At 71.5% G+C, this 17,505-nt stretch carries 15 protein-coding genes; 6 read left to right on the top strand and 9 right to left on the bottom strand.

The features are described 5' to 3' along the window. The first annotated feature begins 23 nt into the window (after window positions 1–23). Window positions 24–947: a methylenetetrahydrofolate reductase [NAD(P)H] gene (metF, locus tag ACWDR4_RS18355; protein WP_389350166.1), complete on the top strand. Its 924-nt coding sequence runs from the start codon at window positions 24–26 to the stop codon at window positions 945–947. A gap of 56 nt (window positions 948–1,003) precedes the next feature. Next, entirely contained in the window at window positions 1,004–2,071 is a 1,068-nt protein-coding gene (locus ACWDR4_RS18350) for an SCO2102 family sporulation regulator (protein WP_450409644.1), read from the top strand. Window positions 2,072–2,119: 48 nt separating this feature from the next. Here the strand turns inward: ACWDR4_RS18350 and ACWDR4_RS18345 are convergent, their stop codons facing one another. The 5 genes from ACWDR4_RS18345 to ACWDR4_RS18325 all read right to left on the bottom strand — a co-directional run bounded on the left by ACWDR4_RS18345 (window position 2,120) and on the right by ACWDR4_RS18325 (window position 8,208). Beyond that, complete coding sequence (locus ACWDR4_RS18345; RefSeq protein ID WP_450409642.1) at window positions 2,120–3,628, bottom strand: phytoene desaturase family protein; 1,509 nt, start codon at window positions 3,626–3,628, stop codon at window positions 2,120–2,122. 82 nt (window positions 3,629–3,710) lie between these two features. Further along, a complete protein-coding gene (locus ACWDR4_RS18340; protein ID WP_450409640.1) occupies window positions 3,711–4,325 on the bottom strand; it encodes a DUF4126 domain-containing protein in 615 nt (204 codons plus the stop codon). Window positions 4,326–4,716: 391 nt separating this feature from the next. Next, complete coding sequence (locus ACWDR4_RS18335; protein ID WP_450409639.1) at window positions 4,717–5,346, bottom strand: TetR/AcrR family transcriptional regulator; 630 nt, start codon at window positions 5,344–5,346, stop codon at window positions 4,717–4,719. A gap of 44 nt (window positions 5,347–5,390) precedes the next feature. Further along, window positions 5,391–7,475 (bottom strand): YhgE/Pip family protein, encoded by a 2,085-nt coding sequence (locus ACWDR4_RS18330; protein WP_450409637.1) that lies wholly within the window; start codon window positions 7,473–7,475, stop codon window positions 5,391–5,393. Further along, window positions 7,447–8,208 carry an ATP-binding cassette domain-containing protein gene (locus ACWDR4_RS18325; RefSeq protein WP_450409636.1) on the bottom strand — a complete coding sequence of 254 codons (762 nt, stop codon included), beginning with the start codon at window positions 8,206–8,208 and terminating at the stop codon, window positions 7,447–7,449. The genes ACWDR4_RS18330 and ACWDR4_RS18325 overlap by 29 nt, the downstream gene beginning before the upstream one ends. A gap of 180 nt (window positions 8,209–8,388) precedes the next feature. Here ACWDR4_RS18325 and ACWDR4_RS18320 point away from each other — a divergent pair, with 180 nt between their 5' ends. The 3 genes from ACWDR4_RS18320 (at window position 8,389) to ACWDR4_RS18310 (ending at window position 10,560) form a co-directional block, all read left to right on the top strand. Continuing rightward, window positions 8,389–8,964 carry an SAV_6107 family HEPN domain-containing protein gene (locus ACWDR4_RS18320; protein WP_450409635.1) on the top strand — a complete coding sequence of 192 codons (576 nt, stop codon included), beginning with the start codon at window positions 8,389–8,391 and terminating at the stop codon, window positions 8,962–8,964. A gap of 136 nt (window positions 8,965–9,100) precedes the next feature. Further along, on the top strand, window positions 9,101–9,871 hold the full coding sequence (locus ACWDR4_RS18315; protein ID WP_450409634.1) for a methyltransferase: 771 nt from the start codon (window positions 9,101–9,103) through the stop codon (window positions 9,869–9,871). 275 nt (window positions 9,872–10,146) lie between these two features. Then, window positions 10,147–10,560, top strand: a complete 414-nt coding sequence (locus ACWDR4_RS18310) for a DUF3040 domain-containing protein (RefSeq protein WP_369035393.1) — start codon at window positions 10,147–10,149, stop codon at window positions 10,558–10,560. Window positions 10,561–10,676: 116 nt separating this feature from the next. Here ACWDR4_RS18310 and ACWDR4_RS18305 read toward each other — a convergent pair whose 3' ends face one another. From ACWDR4_RS18305 to ACWDR4_RS18290, 4 genes are all read right to left on the bottom strand, one after another. Beyond that, a complete protein-coding gene (locus ACWDR4_RS18305; RefSeq protein WP_450409632.1) occupies window positions 10,677–13,067 on the bottom strand; it encodes a transglutaminase TgpA family protein in 2,391 nt (796 codons plus the stop codon). Continuing rightward, the gene (locus ACWDR4_RS18300; protein WP_450409631.1) at window positions 13,067–14,431 is read right to left on the bottom strand and encodes a DUF58 domain-containing protein; all 1,365 of its coding nucleotides are present in this window, start codon (window positions 14,429–14,431) and stop codon (window positions 13,067–13,069) included. The genes ACWDR4_RS18305 and ACWDR4_RS18300 overlap by 1 nt, the downstream gene beginning before the upstream one ends. After that, complete coding sequence (locus ACWDR4_RS18295; protein ID WP_369035396.1) at window positions 14,428–15,468, bottom strand: AAA family ATPase; 1,041 nt, start codon at window positions 15,466–15,468, stop codon at window positions 14,428–14,430. The genes ACWDR4_RS18300 and ACWDR4_RS18295 overlap by 4 nt, the downstream gene beginning before the upstream one ends. Before the next feature lie 250 nt (window positions 15,469–15,718). After that, on the bottom strand, window positions 15,719–16,273 hold the full coding sequence (locus ACWDR4_RS18290; protein ID WP_450409804.1) for a beta-class carbonic anhydrase: 555 nt from the start codon (window positions 16,271–16,273) through the stop codon (window positions 15,719–15,721). A 269-nt stretch (window positions 16,274–16,542) separates the two neighbouring features. Between ACWDR4_RS18290 and rsmH the strand changes: the two genes are divergently transcribed. Next, complete coding sequence (gene rsmH, locus ACWDR4_RS18285; RefSeq protein ID WP_450409629.1) at window positions 16,543–17,499, top strand: 16S rRNA (cytosine(1402)-N(4))-methyltransferase RsmH; 957 nt, start codon at window positions 16,543–16,545, stop codon at window positions 17,497–17,499. Window positions 17,500–17,505 lie beyond the last annotated feature (6 nt).

Raw genomic sequence — 17,505 nt, 5'->3', positions numbered from 1 at the left:
CGCCCCCTGACTAACCTGCGGGTATGGCCCTCGGAACCGCGTCCACCAGGACTGACCACGCGCGCACGGTGCGTGACATGCTCGCGTCCGGCAAGACCACGTTTTCCTTCGAGTTCTCGGCGCCGAAAACACCCAAGGGCGAGCGGAACCTGTGGAACGCGCTCAGGAGGGTCGAGGCGGTCGCCCCGGACTTCGTGTCCGTGACGTACGGCGCAGGCGGGTCGACCCGCGCGGGCACGGTCAAGGAGACCCAGCAGATCGTCTCCGACACGACGCTCACCCCGGTCGCCCACCTCACCGCGGTCAACCACTCCATCGCCGAACTGCGCAACATCATCGGCCAGTACGCCGACGCGGGCATCCGCAACATCCTGGCCGTGCGCGGCGACCCGCCAGGCGACCCGATGGCCGAGTGGGTACCGCACCCGAGCGGTCTGACGTACGCCGCCGAACTCGTGCGCCTCATCAAGGAGTCGGGCGACTTCTGCGTAGGTGTCGCGGCCTTCCCCGAGACACACCCGCGCTCGCCGGACCGGGAGACGGACGTCACGCACTTCGTCGACAAGTGCCGGGCCGGCGCCGACTACGCGATCACCCAGATGTTCTTCCACCCGGAGTCGTATCTGCGGCTGCGAGACGCGGTCGCGGCGGCGGGCTGCCCGACCCCCGTCATCCCCGAGGTCATGCCCGTGACCAGCGTGCGGATGCTGGAGCGGTTGCCGCAGCTCAGCAACGCGGCGATCCCCTCGGCCCTGAAAGAGCGGATCCTCACAGCCAAAGACGACGCGGCGGCTGTACGCTCCATTGGCATCGAGTTCGCCACGGAGTTCTGCGCGCGACTGCTGGCCGAGGGAATCCCCGGACTGCACTTCATTACGCTGAACAACTCCACGGCATCGCTGGAAATCTACGAGAACCTGGGTCTGCACCACCCACAGCGGGCCTAGACCGGCCGCACCGGCGTACGACACACTGCGTAGCGGCCACTGGGAGAGGGGCGTACATGGGCTGGACGGTCCTCTACATCGCGTTCGGCGTCGTCGCGCTGTGGCTGCTCGGCGAAGTGCTGTTGCAGTACAAGGCGCGGCTGCGCTGGCGACTGCTGGCCTTCGTCGGTTTCCTCGGCGTGGTCCTCGGCGTGCTCATCCCGAACGTGTTGGTCATCGGTCTGGGCGCCGCGGCCTTCGCGGTCGGGCAGACCTACGTCACCCTGTCGTTCCGCAGCGGCTTCTCGGCGGGCTGGGCGGTCGCGGGCCGCCCGGGCTTCCTCGCGCGCTTCGGCAAGGGCAAGGACCGTGGCGACGGGGAGTACAAGGACCCGAGCCTGGAGGTCTCCGACCTCGAAGCGTCCGAGGGCGCGTACGGACCGGGCAACGGCGCCGACACGGACTTCGCGGGCACCCCCGCCGACGGCTTCGGGAACGACGCCTACGACACCGGTGCCGGAACGTACCGCCAGGCCGAGGACTTCGACCGCGACTACGACCGGGACGACGTCTTCACCCCCGCCCGCTCCGACCGGCCCATGGCGGCCGACAGCGCGGCCGTCTACGAACCGCAGCCCCTCCCCGACGACACCGGCTCGTACGGCATATACAGCGACGCGGCCTACGCGGCGGCGGCCGGCCAGGACCAGTCCTACGCGGGCGCGGGCCAGGACCAGTCGTACGCGACGGCGGCCCAGGGCACCGACCAGAACTACGGGTACGACGGCTACACCGGCTACGACCAGCAGCAGTACGGCTACGACGCCTCGGGCCAGCAGCAGTACGCCGCCTACTCCGACCCGTACATCGGCCAGGGCTACGGCGGCACCTCGTACGACGCGGGCTACGACCAGCAGCAGTACGGCCAGCAGGGCTACGGCCAGGACCAGTACGCCCAGCAGGGCTACGGCGAGACCCCGGGGAACGGCGTCTGGGTCCCGCAGCAGCGCAACACCGACGACCCGATGTTCGGCGGCGAACTCCCGCCGGAGCAGCAGTACTACCAGGACAACGGCAACGGCCAGGACAACGGCAACGGGCAGACGCACGGGAACGGGTACGACGAGCAGCAGTACCGCTTCTGAGGACCGCCGCCCCGCCGAGGGCTGCCCCGCCGGGGCGTGTTCATGGGCTCACTGCGAGCCCATGAAGTCCGGTCCCTCCACGATCAGCCCCGCCACCAGCGCGCCCGACATCCCCGCGTGCGGCAGTCCGCCCCCGGGGTGAGACCAGCCGCCCACGCGGTACAGCCCCGGCAGCCGGGTGCTGTTGGCGGGATGCAGGAAGTCGCCCTTTCCGCTCGCGAGGGACGGCGCCGGAACGCCCCCGCAGAAGGCGCCCGTCTCGTCACCGCTCCGGCCGGGCGTCCGTATCTCCCGCCACAGGACGCGTTCGCGCAGCCCGGGGACGGCCGTCCCCGCCGCGTCGATCATCAGTTCCGCGAAGCGTTCCGCCGAACCGTCCGCCGTCCAGTCGCCCTTGGGCGGTGCCACCGCCGTCAGGACCACGGACTCGTGCTCCCAGTCGAGCTGAGCCGGATCGTCGGGCCGCAGCACGGTGACCGTGGGGGACACCGGTCCGGGTCCCTCCCCGCTCACCCAGTCCAACTCGGCCTCGCGGCCGGGCGTGTGCACGACCGTGCGATGCGCCGTACCCGCCTCACAGGCCCCGCGCAGGGCCAGCAGCACGGTGAACGTCCCCGGCGACGGCGTCGACGTGTCGGACATCACATCGCCCTCCTCGTCGAGCGCATGCTCCGTCAGCCCCTTCAGCCGTACGGGATCCACCCCCGCGACGACATGGTCCGCCTCTGTCACCGTGCCGTCGGCCAGAACGACCCCCGCCGCCCGGCCGTCCTTCTCGACGATGCCCGTGACCTCGGCGCCGAAGACGAACTCGACCCGCCGGTCCACGCACCGCTCGTACACGGCACGCGCCAACTCCCGGATGCCGCCCCGGACATACCAGGTGCCGAAGGCGTGCTCCATGTACGGCAGTACGGCCGCGCTCGCCGGGGTGTCCCGGGGATCGAGGCCGAACTCCAGGGCGTGGCTCTCCAGGAGGGCTGCCAGACGCGGGTCGCGCAGCTCCCAGGCGCCGACCTCGGCGAGCGTGCCGGCCCTGCGGGTGCTGCGCAGCAGCCGCTTCTGGGGGACCGCCGGATAGGGCTCGCGCCCGCCCAGCACATGCCACTCGTCCCACAGGGGCTCCTCCAGGAGCGGTCTGCGGGTGCGGTCCCAGGCATCGCGCGCCCTGACCAGGAAGCTGCCCCAGCGGTCGCCCGTCCCGGCCCCGAGAGCCGCGTCCAGGGCCTGGACGACGCCCGCGCGGGACGCGTTCGGCAGGGAGACCGCCGTGCCGTCCGGGAAGACGTGTCGCGAGGACGGGTCGACCTGGACCAGCTCGACGCAGTCCTCCAGGGGCTGCTTGCCGGTCTTGACGAACAGGTCGCGGTAGACCGCGGGCAGCGTGAACAGCCCCGGACCCGTGTCGAACGAGAAGCCGTCGCGCTCGAAGCGGCGCACCGCTCCGCCGTACGTCTCCCCACGCTCGTACACCGCCACCCGGTGGCCCGCGACGGCCAGCCGGGCAGCGGCCGCCATCGCGCCCATGCCGGCGCCGATCACCGCAATCCGTGCCATGCCAGGGACTTTATCGGCCCCCACTGACAATCCGGCCGCGGGGCTGTGACCAGGTCGTTTGCGGCGATTTGGGTGACCCGGCTCAGCCCGGTGGCCGCCCGGTCCGGGCCGCCAGCCGCCGCTCCTCGCGTCGTTGGGCCCGGCGCCGCAGGAACCGTCTGATCCGGGAGACCAGGAAGAACAGCAGGACCAGCCCGGCGAGCAGCAGCGTGCCCGCGATGATCGCCGCCGCCTCCGGCTGGAACATCGCGAACGTCACGATGCCGCCGACCCCGAGATCCTCGGCGAAGCTCACGATCACGTTGCTGAAGGGCTCCGGCGAGGTGTTGACCGCCATCCGCGTCCCGGCCTTGACCGCGTGGCTGGCCAGCGCCGTCGAACCGCCGATCGCGCCCGCCGCCAGATCGGACAGCGAACCGCTCTGCCCGGCCAGCAGCGCCCCGACGACGGCCCCGGAGACCGGCCGGATCACGGTGTGCACCGCGTCCCACATCGAGTCCACGTACGGGATCTTGTCGGCGACCGCCTCGCACAGGAACAGCACGCCCGCCGCGACGAGCACCTCGGGGCGCTGCAGCGACTCGGGGACCTCGTCCGTCAGCCCGGTCGCGCCGAAGACACCGAGGAGCAGCACCACCGCGTACGCGTTGATGCCGCTGGCCCAGCCGCTCGTGAAGACCAAAGGGAGTACGGACACGTCCGCGATCGTAACCAGTCGGCAACGGCGCGTCCTGGGGCTGAGTGCGCAGTGCTGAGTACACGTACCTAGGCAGAGAGATGAGTACGCGCACGGATGGGCCGCGACCTGCGGGAACGAGAGAGTGGAGACACGGAAAGGGGCACGGCTCCGGTACCGCCGACACGGGGCGGCGGAACGGTGCCGGCGCCCTGGACCGCTCCTTCCGCCGATCCGTCGGCGGGAGCGAGACACCGGGGGACCCGGGGAAGCGACCGCACGGGGACCAACGGGGGAAACACGGGGGAACGGGGAAAACGGGGGAGCAGGAAGGAAGCGCCGGTTCGAGGTGGCCCGCGGGGGACGCGGCCACAGCGGACCGGCGCTTTCCTGTGCGCCCGGACCCGCTCGCTCAGCGGTTGCCGCCCACCCGTCCCTGGAGGAGCCGGGACAGTGCCGAGTGGACGTCGTCCAGGGAGCGTTCCGGCTGGAAGGACTGCCAGTCCAGGGCGGCGACCAGGACCATGCCGACCAGGGCCGCCGCGGTCAGCGGGACATCGATCTCGTCGCTCAGCTCGCCGCCCGCCACCGCCTCGCGCAGGACGCCCTCGACGACCGCCACCGCCTGCTGTCTGACCACCATCAGGGTCGACTGCCAGCTCCGGTTGGTGCGCCACAGCTCGGCCACGTAGAGCTGGGTGAAGGACGGGTAGCGGCTGATGAAGACCAGCCCGGCCCGGATCATCGCGTCCAGGGCGTCGACCTTGGTGCCGCCGTCCCGCGCGGTCTGCTCCGCTGCCTCCCGAAGGGAGGCGGTGAGGAGTTCCACGCCGTGCCGCAGCAACTCCTCGAAGAGGACGGACTTGCTCGCGAAGTTGTAGTAGACCGTGCCCTTGGCGACCCCGGCCCGCTCGGCGATCTCGTCCACCGTGGTGGCGGAGAAGCCCTGTTCGGCGATGAGCGTGACGGCGGCCTCGTAGAGCTTCTGCCGGGTGGCCTCGCGGCGCGTACTGCCGCCCGACGGGGTGCTGCTGCGTTCCATGGCCCTGATTCTCACAGGAACACCGGGCCCACGCTGACGAGACGTCACAGGCTCAGCTCCGGGCGCAGCCGGTCCAGGGTCCACACCTGCCTGCGCCGGGCCGACACGGCGGTCAGCGCCAGGGCGCCCGCCGTGAACGCGGCCAGCACGGCACACGCCTGCCACACCGGGCCGAGCCCACCGCCCGTGATGAGCCTGCGCAGCGCCTCGACGACGTGACTCATCGGCATGAAGGGATGGACCGCGTTGAAGAAGTCCGGGCTGGTCTGCACGGGATAGGTGCCGCCCGCGGACGTCAACTGGAGCATCAGGAAGGCGAGTACGAGGATCCGGCCCGCCGCCCCGAAGCGCGCGTTCAGCCATTGGACGATCGCCGCGAAGCACGCCGTGACCAGGAACAGGAAGCCCACCGTCCCGGCCGCCCGCACCATCTCCAGGCCGATCGCCCAGTGCAGTACGGACATCAGGGCCACGGTCTGGAGCACGCCCAGGGCGGCCACCGGCAGCCAGCCCGCCAGCGTGATGCGCCAGGCCGAGGCGCCCGTGGCGAGCGCCCGCCGGTTGAGCGGCGGGATCAGCATGTAGGCGACCATCGCGCCCACCCACAGGGACAGCGGGATGAAGTACGGGGCGAACCCGGTGCCGTAGTTGGGCGCCTTGTGCAGGTCCTGGGAGGCGAGCTGGACCGGGTCGGACATCACCTCGGTGCGCGCGTCGCGGTCCTGGCGGTCGTAGTCGGGGATCTGCGCGGCGCCGTCGTGCAGCCCGCCGGCGAGCTTCCCGGAGCCGTCGACGAGCTTGAACATGCCTCCGGAGAGCGTGTCCGCGCCCGCCTTGAGGTCGCCGACGCCCGTGTCCAGGGCGACCGCGCCGGCCTTGGCGGTGGAGAGCCCGGTGTGCAGCTTCCTCGCTCCTGCAGCGACCTGCGCGGCCCCCTCGTTCAGCTCGTCGACCTTGCGGACGGCGTCGTCGAGGTCCTCGGAGAGGCGCGGGGCACGGTCGGCGAGCGCCTGGGCCTGCTTCTGGAGCGTGGCGAGGTGCTGGTCAAGTCTGTCCAGATCGCCGTTCTGGTCGGCGATCAGCGTGTCGACGTCGTCGGCGACCGTCGCCACGTCCGCCGCGGCCTGCCGGGCCTTCTTCAGGTCGGTGCATGCGGCGTCGGGCAGCACCGCGGTCACACAACGCGCCCTGTAGACCCCGTCCAGGGTGTCGGAGGCCGCGTGGGCGCCCTTGGCGGCGGCCGGGGCGGCCTTCACCAGGGTGCCGAGGTTGCGCCGGACCGTACCGGCCGAGTCGGCGACGAGCTGAGCGGTGTCCCCAATGGTCTTCTCGTTGTCCCTGAGGAAGGGCCCCAGCCGGTCCGCGACCCCGTCGACCTTGTCGGCGAGCGTCTGTGTGCCCGCCGCGACCTGCCGCGAACCGTCGGCCAGATCGCCCGCCCCGGTGTCGAGCTTCTTCAGCCCCGTGACCAGCTTGCCGCTGCCCGTCTCGGCGTCCTTCAGCCCGTCGGCGAGGTCCTTGGACCCCTGCTCGGCCTTGTCGATGCCACCCGTGAGCGTGTCGGCGCCCTCGGCGGCCTTCACGGTCTCCCCGTGGATGTCGGAGAACGAGACGAAGATCCGGTCCAGGAACGACCGCGACGCCTTCGTGGAGGCGGCCGTACGCACCTCGCCGAACACCGTCCGGGAGATCTGCCCGACGATGTAGTTGTTGGCGTCGTTCGTCCGCACCTGGAGCGCGCCCGTCTCCGGGGAGTCGCCCGAACTCGACGCGATCCGCGAGCTGAAGTCGGCCGGCATGGTCAGCGACAGGTAGTACGTGCCGTCCTCGACGCCCTCCCGGGCCTCGGCCGCGCTCACCTCGTGCCATTCGAAGGTGTCGCTGTCGCGCAGCCCCTTGACGATGTCGGCACCGGCGGCGAGCTTCTTCCCGCTGACGCTCGCCCCCTTGTCGTCGTTCACGAGCGCCACGGGGATCCGGTCGAGCCTGCCGTACGGGTCCCAGAAGGACCACAGGTACAGGGCGCCGTACAGCAGCGGCAGCAACAGGAGCGAGGCCAGGGCCGCGCGCGGGAGCCTGCCCCGGCCGAAACGCCTCAGCTCAAGCGCGGCCAGTCGCGGGGAGCGCATCCACCGTCTCCTTCTCGTGAGTCTCCGTCGGCTTCCCGTACGGCGCCGTCGACATGACGACCGCCCCTTCGGGAGCCTCGCTGCACACCGCCACGACGGTCGTCCCGGCCTCGGCGAGGGACCGCAACAGCGCCCACACCTCGGCCCGTTCGGCGTCCGACAGCTTCAGATCAGTGTCGTCCACCCCCAGCAGCCGCGGCCCGCCGACCAGCGCCAGCGCCACGGACAGCCGCAGCGCCTCCAGCCGCTCCAGATCGCGTACGGCGGTCCGGGAGCCCTTGGGCAGGGCCTCGCGGTCGAGACCGGCGGCCGTCAGCGCGGCGTCGACGCGCAGCCTCGCCCCGGCCACCCGTTCCGCCCGTGGCCGCAGCAGCCCCCGCAGGGAACCGCCGAACCGGCGCTCCAGCAGCGCCCGTTCCTGCAGGTGCTCCCCGACCGTGAGGGCGGGGTCGAGGTCGGTGACACCGGGGACGTGCGCGAGCGCGCTCGCACGACGCACCGCCGCCAACTGCTTGGGCAGGCTCCAGTCCCCGATCGCGGCCGACCCCTCGGTGGCCCTCATCCGGCCCGTGAGCGCGAGCAGCAGGCAGGTACGCCCGGACCCGGACGGCCCCTCCACTGCGATCAGCGAGCCCGGCTCCGAGTCGAAGGACACCTCACGGAACGCCCAGCCGCGAGGCCCCTTGAGTCCGAAGCCCCGGGTGCTCACCCCGAGGCCGTGCGGACCGTCCACAGCTCCCCCAGATTTTTCACCGACATTTTTGCACTGACTGGTCAGTGCAAAAGCTAACCTGAACCTTCGATCGAAGCAAAAGACCAGGTCAGAACGGATTGTCAGTGGCATACCTCACGATGGGCACATACGGCACCTCCCGTCGGGACGTGCCGTCACACAGACGACAGGAGGTTCGTCATGGCCAGCTCGAACGCAGCCGCCGCCCGTCGGCGCCGCGCCCCCGGCCCTGCCCCCTCACTGACCGGACCGGCGGGCGACGTACACCCGGTGCTCCGCCGGGCCACGGCCCCGCCCGCCGCCCTCGACCTGCTAGCCCAGGCTCGCGCCGGACTCGAGGAGGCGGCCGTCCTGGAGACTGCGAACGAGCGGTACGCCACCGCCCACCTCGCCGCCCTGCGCACCGCCGCCGCTGTGCTCGCCGCCCGGGGCCGCCCCGAACCCACCTCCAGGCGCCGCGCACGCATCCGCAGCGCCTGGGAGGTGCTCCCGGAGATAGCGCCCGAACTCGCCGAGTGGAGCGTGCTGTTCGCCTCAGGCGCCCGTCGCCGGGCCCGCGCCGAGGCGGGCATCCAGGGCGCGGCCAGCAACCGCGACGCCGACGACCTGATACGCGATGTGGCGATGTTCCTGCGCCTGGTCGAGCGGATGCTCGTCCTCCAGCCGGTGCTGCCACAGCCCCGCCAGGACCCGGACATGCCCCCGGAGTCGGGCCGCCCACAGGGCGGGGAGCGGGACGTCCCGGACGCGGGCTGAGACGGATGACCGGGTATGTCACCGGAGGCAATAGGGTGGGGAAGCCGCAGCCTTTCCGCAGCCCACCGGGGCCGGGAAGGCGCCCCGTTTCGCTCCGCCGCACACGTGGCGGTGCCGCGCCGAGGAGTCAACTGCCGTGTCGGACCCGATGCGCCCCCGCGCTTCTCTCCGTACAGCCGTGGTCTGGGACGTCCTTCAGGACGCCCTGGAGCGGCAGGTCAAAACCACGGGGCGCGAGTCGCTGGACGTCCTCGACACCGGGGGCGGCAGCGGGAACTTCGCGGTGCCCGTCGCCCGCCTCGGCCACCGGGTCACCGTCGTCGACCCCAGCCCCAACGCGCTCTTCGCGCTGGAGCGCCGGGCCGCCGAGGCCGGCGTCGCCGACCGCGTCCGGGGCGTCCAGGGCGACGCCCACGGCCTCTTCGACGTGGTCGAGCGCGGCGGCTACGACGCGGTGCTCTGCCACGGCGTCCTGGAGTACGTGGACGACCCCGCGGAGGGCGTCCGCAACGTGGTGGCCGCCCTGCGCTCCGAGGGCGTCCTCAGCCTGCTCGCCGCGGGCCTCGGCGGCGCCGTGCTCGCGCGGGCCCTCGCCGGGCACTTCAAGGAGGCCACGCGGGCGCTCGACGACCCGAACGGCCGCTGGGGCGAGGGTGACCCCGTACCCCACCGTTTCACCGCCGAACAGCTCACCGCGCTCGTCGAGGGCGCGGGCCTGAGCGTGGGCGCCGTGCACGGCGTGCGGATCTTCGCCGACCTGGTGCCCGGCGTCCTCGTGGACACCGAGCCCGGGGCCCTGGACGCCCTGCTGAAACTGGAGGCAGCGGCGGCCGAACAGGCCGCGTTCCACTCCGTGGCCACGCAGCTTCACGTGCTCGGCGAGACGTCGGGTGCCGCCGAGGCCTGAGCCCCCTCCGGCGGCGGACCGCTGATCAGGGGCTCGGCCGCACATGGAGTACGCCACAGGCCCCCCGATCGGGCGCCCGGAGCCGTATGATCGAGGGAGACCGCTCGGCATGACGGGCCGGTTGCTGGGGAATGAACGCTTCAGCGAACCGGGACGGCCATGGCGGATTCCGGTTGCCAATTGGCGTAGAGGGGCGGGTTTCACGGGGGCGATTCCCTGCCTATCCTGAAGGGGACCCCCGGTCGCCCCGGCGACTGCACGATGAGGAGGACTCCGTGCCGCTCTCGGAGCACGAGCAGCGAATGCTTGAGCAGATGGAGCGAGCGCTGTACGCCGAAGACCCCAAGTTCGCGACAGCGCTTGAGGGAAGCGGGCTGCGCACGTACACCCGGCGACGGGTGTACCAGGCGGTCGCTGGATTCCTCGTGGGTATCGCGCTCCTCATGGCCGGAATGGTCGCACAGCAGATTTGGGTCAGCGTGGTGGGGTTCCTCGTCATGCTGGGCTGTGCGGTCCTGGCCGTGACAGGTTGGCGCAAGGCCCCCAAGCCGGGTGAACAGCCCGCCGCGGGTGCCGCCGCCCCCGGAGCCCCGCACGCTCGCCGACAGGGTCGGCAGCGGCGCTCCATGATGGACCGCATCGAAGAGCGCTGGCAGCGGCGCCGTGACGAACAGCAGGGTGGCCAGTAGCCCTTGGGGGCGCTGATCCCGGCGTCGATCACGACCGACCGCGAGACGTGAGAAATGGCCGGTGGCCCGAAACCCCAGAGGTTTCGGGCCACCGGCCATTTCCGGCCGTCGTGCCGTCAGCTGTGCTGACCCCACGGCTTGCGCAGGTTCGGCCTGGCCGCCGACGCACGCTCGCTGAGCGCCGTCAGATGTGCCGACAGCGCCCACACCACTCGTACGGTCGAACGCGGGGCGAACATCGCGCGCAGTCGCGTGCCCCGGCTCACCGTGGTGCGCAGGGCCTCGGTCACCCGGCGCACATCCTCCGCGAGGCCCGCCGTCGGGCGTGGACTCGGCGCGTACAGGACCTGTTCCACGGCGTCCGCGACCCGGTGCACCGCCTCCGCCGCCGGTGGATCGAGCTCGCCGAGACGCACGATCCGGGCAGCCGCCTTGCGGGGTGTCTGGGACTCCTCCGGACTGATGCCGAAGTCCCAGGCGGTGTCGGTCAGTTCCTGCCAGGCCGACAGGGCGTGGACCGCCGCGTCGGCCTCACTGCGGCCGTGCGCCCCGAGCCGTACGGCCCGGATCCGCAGCCGCCACAGCATCGGCAACAGCAGCAGACCCACCAGGGCCAGCGCGCCCAGCGTCCAGCCCAGAGCGGCCGACCACCAGCCGCTGTCGTCGCCCTGGCTCAGCGCCACCTCAGCGGACTCGCTCGCGCACCCACCGTCCAGCCGCCGCTGCGCCGCCGTGCAGGTCTCGTTCGCCGAGGCCGAGTCGGAGGGCGCCACGGAGGCGTTCTGGGAGGGCAGTTCCGGGTCCGGGATGGTGCTGCCCGGCGCCTGGGACTGCGTGTACTCGGGCACCGAACCCCGGGTCGGGGTCGGCTCGAAACGGGTCCAGCCGACGCCCTCGAAGTACAGCTCCGGCCAGGCGTGCGCGTCGCGCAGCCCCACCGACACCGTGCCGTCCGGCTCCGGCGTGCCCGGCGCGAAGCCCACCGCGACCCGGGCCGGAATGCCCAGCGTGCGGGCCATCGAGGCCATCGCGAAGGAGAAGTGGACGCAGAAGCCCTCCTTGTCCCTCAGGAACCGCGCGATCGCGTTGGAGCCGCTGCCGACCTGCACCTGGGTGTCGTAGCGGAAGCCGCCGCTCACCGAGAAGTAGTCCTGGAGCTTGACCGCCTGCTCATAGGCGTTCGTCGAACCGGCGGTGACCTCGCGCGCGGTGCGCGCCACGATCGCCGGCAGCGACTCCGGAACCTGCGTGAACTCGCGCACCAGCGCCGGGTCCGGCTCCGGCGCCTCGGCGAGCTGCTCCGCGGTCGGCTGCACGTCCAGGCTCGTCACCGTGTACCGCACACCGCGCGTGTTCTGGCCGTGGTCACCGACGAGGGTGCGGCCCACCGGCTCGAAGCGCCAGCTGCCGTCGATCTTCACCCCGGTCGCGGGGTACGGCATCGGCAGCCAGTCCTGGGCGTACCAGTCCGCCGCCGAGATGGTGGTCGTGATCTCGGTGCGCCGCACGTCCGCGCTGAGGCCGAGCGGGGTCGGGAACGTGTCCGGCACATCCTTGATCTGCCGCTGGGACGGCTTCCACGCGGTGCCGTCGAAGGAGTCGAGCGAAACGATCCGCAGATACAGGTCCTGGGTGTCCTCGGTGCTGTTGCGCACGGACATGACCTGGCGGTCCTCGTCCACGTTCAGGCTGTCGCGCAGCGACACCAGCGGGTTCACGGCGGAGATCGTGCCGCCGCCTCCGCTGCCCGGGCCCACACCGGTCCCGGTGGCGTCCAGCAGGCCGCCGTCGAGCGAGGGCAGCGCCAGCGGCACCACCAGGGCGACGCCCAGCGCGACCGCGCCGATCCGCCGTCCCGTGCGCACGGGGGCGATCGCACCGCCGGACGACTGCTCGCCCGGTGAGCGCGGGGCGCCGCCGAAGACCCGGCCCCACTGGGACAGCCGGTCCCGGCCCTCGGCCAGCAGCAGCATCAGATAGCCCGCGGCGGCCAGCAGGAACCACACCCAGGCGCCACCGCCGTCGGCCAGTCCGGCCGCGACCGAGTACAGCGCGAGCAGCGGCAGGCCGGCCGGAGCCGCGGCCCTGAACGTCACCGCGAGGGTGTCCACCATGAGCCCGATCAGCAGGACACCGCCGACCAGCATCAGGCGTATGCCGTCGGACAGCGGCGCCGGGATGGCGTACCGCCCGACGTCGTCCGCGCCGGTCTGGAGCAGCGTGCCGAACTGCTGGAAGGCGTCGGGGCCGGGAATCAGGCCGAAGAAGGCCTGCTCCCGGACGAAGACCAGGGTCATCAGGACGAGCGTGACGAGAAGCTGCGCCGCCACCGTCAGCGGCCAGGCCAGCGGAACCCGCCGGGCCCCCGCGCCGACGACCGTCTGCACGCCCAGCAGGAAGGCCACCTGTAGCAGCCAGCTCACGTCCTCGACCAGCGGCAGCAGGGCACAGGCCGCCAGCATGGTCGCCACCCAGGCGCACAGCGCCAGTCGTGCGCGCCCGCTCATCACCGCACCTCCCCGCCACCGACGACACCCAGACCGGAACGCTCCCGGTCCGCCTGGCGCCACAGGTCGCTCATCGCGGCCCCTCGCGGCACCCGCACCGCCGTCCAGCCCGCCTCGCGCAGCATCCGCAGCGACTCCTCGCCCGGGTCCTCCGGACCCGGTACATCGTTGGGTTCGCGCACCCAGGTCTCACTGTCCAGCACGAAGGCGACCGCTCCGCCGCTGCGCTGGCGCATCTTCGCGGCCACCTGGGCCTGCTCCTCGTCGAGGTCGCCGAAGAACGCCATCAGCAGCCCCTCACCGCCGCCGCGCAGCACGTCGTAGGCGCGGGAGATGTCCATGCCGTCCGAGTGGTCGATCACCGCGAGCGTGTCCATCATCAGTCCGGCCGCGTCCGCAGACTCCTGGCTGGCGCCCGCGAAACCCTCACCGCCCTCGCCGGGCACGGAGTTGCCCGTGTCCGTCAACAGCCGTACGGAAAAGCCCCGTTCGAGCATGTGGACCAGGACGGACGCGGCACCCGAGACCGCCCACTCGAAGGCCGAGTCCGGGCCCGCGCCCAGATAGGCGATGCCCCGGGTGTCGAGGAGCACCGTGCAGCGGGCGCGCTGCGGCTGCTCCTCGCGGCGCACCATCAGCTCGCCGTAGCGGGCGGTGGAGCGCCAGTGCACGCGGCGCAGGTCGTCGCCGTAGCGGTACCCGCGCGGGATCACGTCGTCCTCGCCGGCCAGTGCCAGCGAGCGCTGCCGTCCCTCGCCGTACCCCTTGGCCTCGCCGGTCAGCCGCACCGACGGCAGGGCCTCCACGCGCGGGATGACCGTCAGGGTGTCGTACGTCGAGAAGGAGCGGGTCAGCTCGCACATGCCGAACGGGTCGGTCAGCCGCAGCTGGAGCGGGCCCAGCGGATAGCGGCCCCGCAGGTCGGAGCGGACGCGGTAGGACACCTCGCGGCGCCCGCCCGCCTCCACCCGGTCCAGGACGAACCGGGGGCGCGGACCGAGCACGTACGGCACCCGGTCCTGGAGCATCAGCAGGCCCGTGGGCAGCCGCGAGACGTTGTCCATGCGGAGATGGACCCGGGCCTCCTCGGCGGCGGGCACGCGCGCGGGGGAGAGCCTGCGGCTGCCCGCCACCCGGTAGCGCGTGCGGTACAGGACGGTCGCGCAGACCAGCGGCAGTACGGAGAGCAGCAGGCCCACCCGGAGCAGATCGCTCTGCCCCAGGACGTACGCGCAGATGGCGGCGGCGACTCCGGCGGCCAGGAAGGAGCGACCACGGGTGGTGAGACCGGCCAGCGCCGTGCGCACCCCGCCCTTGTCACCCTTGTCGTCGTCCTCCGGGTGCCCCGGCGCCCCTGCGCTCATCCAAGCCTCCGGGGCGGCTGCTGGCCGAAGTCGGGCGCCGAGCGGCCCATGCCGAAGCCGCTCTGCTGCTGGGGTGCCGCGGGCACCGCGGTGCGCTGGAGGATCTCCTGGACGACCTGCTCGGACGTCCGGCGGTTCAGCTGGGCCTGGGCGGTGGGCAGCAGTCGGTGGGCCAGGACGGCCACGGCGAGGGCCTGGACGTCGTCCGGCAGCGCGTACTCCCGGCCGCTCAGGGCGGCGGACGCCTTCGCGGCGCGCAGCAGATGCAGTGTCGCGCGCGGCGAGGCGCCGAGTCTGAGGTCGGGGTGGTTGCGCGTGGCGCCGACCAGGTCCACGGCGTACCGCCGGACCGAATCCGCGACGTGGACGTTGCGGACGGCCTCGACCAGCTTCACGATGTCGTGCGCGTGGGCCACCGGCTGGAGGTCGTCCAGCGGTGAGACACCGCCGTGCACGTCCAGCATCTGGAGTTCGGCCTCCGGGCTCGGGTAGCCGATGGAGACGCGGGCCATGAAGCGGTCGCGCTGTGCCTCGGGGAGCGGGTAGGTGCCCTCCATCTCGACCGGGTTCTGGGTGGCCACCACCATGAAGGGGCTGGGCAGTTCGTAGGTCGTCCCGTCAATGGTGACCTGGCGTTCCTCCATGGACTCCAGCAGCGCGGACTGGGTCTTCGGCGAGGCACGGTTGATCTCGTCGCCGATCACGATCTGCGCGAAGATCGCCCCCGGTTTGAACTCGAAGTCGCGGCGCTGCTGGTCCCAGATGGACACACCCGTGATGTCCGAGGGCAGCAGGTCCGGCGTGAACTGAATGCGCCGCACGGAACAGTCGATGGACTTGGCCAGCGTCTTCGCCAGCATGGTCTTGCCGACGCCCGGGACATCCTCGATCAGAAGATGCCCCTCGGCGAGCAGCACGGTCAGCGAAAGCCGTACGACCTCAGGCTTGCCCTCGATCACTCCCTCCACCGAACTGCGGACTCGCTCCACAGTGGCGGTCAGATCAGTGAGGCTCGCTCGATCGTCATAGGTCGTCACACGGCCCTCCTAGGCCCGTTCTTTCTCCGGGCCGACCCTCTGCGATGCGGACCGGCCCACCCCGAAACACGGACGGCACGCGGGAGAAGTTCCGCGTGACGTCACACCCGCATTCTTGTTGCCGTTACCGGTTCGTGTCACTCGCCTGTGGATAACTGGCAAGGCTATGTCTGGTTTTCCAGCCTTTTCGGCCCTGAAGTGCAGGGTAAATTTCGTAGAGACATACGTAAGGATGCGCGTTCCGGTTCGGTTACGCGGGGTCGATCTCACGCAGCAGGCCGGACTTCACGTCGAAGACGAAGCCGCGGACGTCGTCGGTGTGCAGCAGGAACGGGTTGGTGCGCACGCGCTGCATCGACTGGCGTACGTCCTGGTCGACGTCCCGGAAGGCCTCCACCGCCCACGCCGGCCGCTGCCCGACCTCGACCTCCAGCTCGTGCCGGAAGTCCTCGGTGAGGGACTCCAGGCCGCAGCCGGTGTGGTGGATGAGGATGACGCTGCGGGTGCCGAGCGCTCGCTGGCTGATGGTCAGGGAGCGGATCACGTCGTCGGTCACCGCACCGCCCGCGTTGCGGATGGTGTGGCAGTCGCCCAGCTCAAGACCGAGCGCGTCGTGCAGGTCGAGACGGGCGTCCATGCAGGCCACGACCGCCACCCGGAGCACCGGACGGGCGTCCATCCCTGGGTCGGTGAAGGCGGCGGCATAGCGCTCGTTGGCCTCGACGAGACGGTCGATGACGGTGCCCTCGGTGGATATGGCGCCTTCGGGTCCGGTGGGAACTGATGCAGAAGTCGTCATAACCATGACGGTACTGGTCACGGCTCTTCCGGGCCCGCTGTGAGAGGGGACAAAGAACATCAATGAGTGTTGTTGTGAGGTAACCCACACGGGTGGTGCGAGTGTACCCGTACGGGTGATTGCTGACGATTTACGGCTTCGGCGCACGGGGTGCCGCGACGCGCAGGGCCGGTTGATTGACCGGCAGTCACCGTGGACTAAAGTGACGCGAAGTTTGATTTCCCGCGTGCGCGGCGCGTACGTATGGCTGGCCGTGCCGGACCTGAGAGGGCCCCTTGAGCCAGAGTCGACACGTCCCGGTGATGCTCCAGCGGTGCCTGGACCTGTTGGCCCCCGCACTGGAGCGGCCCGGAGCGGTCGTCGTCGACTGCACCCTCGGCCTCGGCGGCCACAGCGAGGCGCTGCTCGCCCGCTTCCCCGAGGCCCGGCTGGTCGCCCTCGACCGCGACAAGGAGGCACTGCGCCTCTCGGGGGAGCGGCTCGCCCCCTTCGGCGAACGGGCCGAGCTGGTGCACGCGGTGTACGACGAGCTGCCCGAGGTACTCGACCGCCTGGGCCTGCCGAAGGTCGACGGGATCCTCTTCGACCTCGGGGTCTCCTCCATGCAACTCGACGAGGCCGACCGCGGGTTCGCCTACGCCCAGGACGCGCCGCTCGACATGCGCATGGACCAGACGACCGGGATCAGCGCCGCCGAGGTCCTCAACACCTACCCCGCCGGCGAACTCGTCCGGATCCTGCGGGCGTACGGCGAGGAGAAGCAGGCCAAGCGGATCGTCTCCGCGGTCGTGCGCGAGCGCGCCAAGGAGCCGTTCAGCAACAGCGCCCGGCTGGTCGAACTGATCCGCGACTCGCTGCCGCAGGCCGCCAAGCGCACCGGCGGCAACCCCGCCAAGCGCACCTTCCAGGCACTGCGCATCGAGGTCAACGGTGAACTGACCGTCCTGGAACGGGCGATCCCGGCCGCGGTGAAGGCGCTCGCCGTCGGCGGGCGGATCGCCGTCCTGTCGTACCACTCGCTCGAAGACCGGCTGGTCAAGCAGGTGTTCGCGGCCGGCGCCGCCAACACAGCGCCCCCCGGACTGCCCGTCGTGCCCGAGCGCTACCAGCCGCGGCTCAAGCTGCTCACCCGTGGTGCCGAACTTCCCACCGAGGAAGAGGTCGCCGAGAACCGGCGAGCCGCCCCGGCGCGACTGCGCGGGGCCCAGCGCATCAGGGAGGACGCCGAGTGAGGTGTA

This window comes from Streptomyces sp. NPDC000878, from assembly GCF_053599695.1.
This window is presented reverse-complemented; position numbering and strand designations above follow the sequence as displayed.